This is a genomic window from Pseudomonas sp. 21615526, assembly GCF_013386245.1.
Lineage (GTDB): Bacteria > Pseudomonadota > Gammaproteobacteria > Pseudomonadales > Pseudomonadaceae > Aquipseudomonas.
On record NZ_JACAOM010000061.1, the window covers coordinates 1 to 3,049 of the forward strand.

The following is a 3,049-nucleotide window of genomic DNA, read 5'->3' on the forward strand; positions in this document are numbered from 1 at the left end:
GAAGAAGCGCATACGGTGGATGCCTTGGCAGTCAGAGGCGATGAAAGACGTGGTAGCCTGCGAAAAGCTTCGGGGAGTCGGCAAACAGACTTTGATCCGGAGATGTCTGAATGGGGGAACCCAGCCATCATAAGATGGTTACCTTACACTGAATACATAGGTGTATGGAGCGAACCAGGGGAACTGAAACATCTAAGTACCCTGAGGAAAAGAAATCAACCGAGATTCCCTTAGTAGTGGCGAGCGAACGGGGACTAGCCCTTAAGTGGCTTTGAGATTAGCGGAACGCTCTGGAAAGTGCGGCCATAGTGGGTGATAGCCCTGTACGCGAAAATCTCTTAGTCATGAAATCGAGTAGGACGGAGCACGAGAAACTTTGTCTGAATATGGGGGGACCATCCTCCAAGGCTAAATACTACTGACTGACCGATAGTGAACTAGTACCGTGAGGGAAAGGCGAAAAGAACCCCGGAGAGGGGAGTGAAATAGATCCTGAAACCGTATGCGTACAAGCAGTGGGAGCAGACTTTGTTCTGTGACTGCGTACCTTTTGTATAATGGGTCAGCGACTTATTTTCAGTGGCGAGCTTAACCGAATAGGGGAGGCGTAGCGAAAGCGAGTCTTAATAGGGCGTCTAGTCGCTGGGAATAGACCCGAAACCGGGCGATCTATCCATGGGCAGGTTGAAGGTTGGGTAACACTAACTGGAGGACCGAACCGACTACCGTTGAAAAGTTAGCGGATGACCTGTGGATCGGAGTGAAAGGCTAATCAAGCTCGGAGATAGCTGGTTCTCCTCGAAAGCTATTTAGGTAGCGCCTCATGTATCACTGTAGGGGGTAGAGCACTGTTTCGGCTAGGGGGTCATCCCGACTTACCAAACCGATGCAAACTCCGAATACCTACAAGTGCCGAGCATGGGAGACACACGGCGGGTGCTAACGTCCGTCGTGAAAAGGGAAACAACCCAGACCGTCAGCTAAGGTCCCAAAGTTATGGTTAAGTGGGAAACGATGTGGGAAGGCTTAGACAGCTAGGAGGTTGGCTTAGAAGCAGCCACCCTTTAAAGAAAGCGTAATAGCTCACTAGTCGAGTCGGCCTGCGCGGAAGATGTAACGGGGCTCAAACCATACACCGAAGCTACGGGTATCACCTTCGGGTGATGCGGTAGAGGAGCGTTCTGTAAGCCTGTGAAGGTGAGTTGAGAAGCTTGCTGGAGGTATCAGAAGTGCGAATGCTGACATGAGTAACGATAATGGGTGTGAAAAACACCCACGCCGAAAGACCAAGGTTTCCTGCGCAACGTTAATCGACGCAGGGTTAGTCGGTCCCTAAGGCGAGGCTGAAAAGCGTAGTCGATGGAAAACAGGTTAATATTCCTGTACTTCTGGTTATTGCGATGGAGGGACGGAGAAGGCTAGGCCAGCTTGGCGTTGGTTGTCCAAGTTTAAGGTGGTAGGCTGGAATCTTAGGTAAATCCGGGATTCTAAGGCCGAGAGCTGATGACGAGTTATCTTTTAGATGACGAAGTGGTTGATGCCATGCTTCCAAGAAAAGCTTCTAAGCTTCAGATAACCAGGAACCGTACCCCAAACCGACACAGGTGGTTGGGTAGAGAATACCAAGGCGCTTGAGAGAACTCGGGTGAAGGAACTAGGCAAAATGGCACCGTAACTTCGGGAGAAGGTGCGCCGGTGAGGGTGAAGGACTTGCTCCGTAAGCTCATGCCGGTCGAAGATACCAGGCCGCTGCGACTGTTTATTAAAAACACAGCACTCTGCAAACACGAAAGTGGACGTATAGGGTGTGACGCCTGCCCGGTGCCGGAAGGTTAATTGATGGGGTTAGCTAACGCGAAGCTCTTGATCGAAGCCCCGGTAAACGGCGGCCGTAACTATAACGGTCCTAAGGTAGCGAAATTCCTTGTCGGGTAAGTTCCGACCTGCACGAATGGCGTAACGATGGCGGCGCTGTCTCCACCCGAGACTCAGTGAAATTGAAATCGCTGTGAAGATGCAGTGTATCCGCGGCTAGACGGAAAGACCCCGTGAACCTTTACTATAGCTTTGCACTGGACTTTGAATTTGCTTGTGTAGGATAGGTGGGAGGCTTTGAAGCGTGGACGCCAGTTCGCGTGGAGCCAACCTTGAAATACCACCCTGGCAACTTTGAGGTTCTAACTCAGGTCCGTTATCCGGATCGAGGACAGTGTATGGTGGGTAGTTTGACTGGGGCGGTCTCCTCCTAAAGAGTAACGGAGGAGTACGAAGGTGCGCTCAGACCGGTCGGAAATCGGTCGTAGAGTATAAAGGCAAAAGCGCGCTTGACTGCGAGACAGACACGTCGAGCAGGTACGAAAGTAGGTCTTAGTGATCCGGTGGTTCTGTATGGAAGGGCCATCGCTCAACGGATAAAAGGTACTCCGGGGATAACAGGCTGATACCGCCCAAGAGTTCATATCGACGGCGGTGTTTGGCACCTCGATGTCGGCTCATCACATCCTGGGGCTGAAGCCGGTCCCAAGGGTATGGCTGTTCGCCATTTAAAGTGGTACGCGAGCTGGGTTTAGAACGTCGTGAGACAGTTCGGTCCCTATCTGCCGTGGACGTTTGAGATTTGAGAGGGGCTGCTCCTAGTACGAGAGGACCGGAGTGGACGAACCTCTGGTGTTCCGGTTGTCACGCCAGTGGCATTGCCGGGTAGCTATGTTCGGAATAGATAACCGCTGAAAGCATCTAAGCGGGAAACTAGCCTCAAGATGAGATCTCACTGGAACCTTGAGTTCCCTGAAGGGCCGTCGAAGACTACGACGTTGATAGGTTGGGTGTGTAAGCGCTGTGAGGCGTTGAGCTAACCAATACTAATTGCCCGTGAGGCTTGACCATATAACACCCAAGCAATTTGCGTCGAAGAGACCAGATTGCGGTGTGTGAAGACGAAACGAACCGAAAGTTCGAGATCTTGCAAAACACCGAAAGCTATCACATACCCAATTTGCTGAAGCGAGGCCAGCTGGCCACGACTCAGTACCCGAATTTCTTGACGACC

Annotated in this window: 1 rRNA gene; it reads left to right on the forward strand. The window is 51.7% G+C overall.

Annotated features, from left to right (window positions below):
* Positions 1–2,886: ribosomal RNA gene (locus HX786_RS17680) — 23S ribosomal RNA — on the forward strand; the annotation flags it as partial.
* Positions 2,887–3,049: the final 163 nt, after the last annotated feature.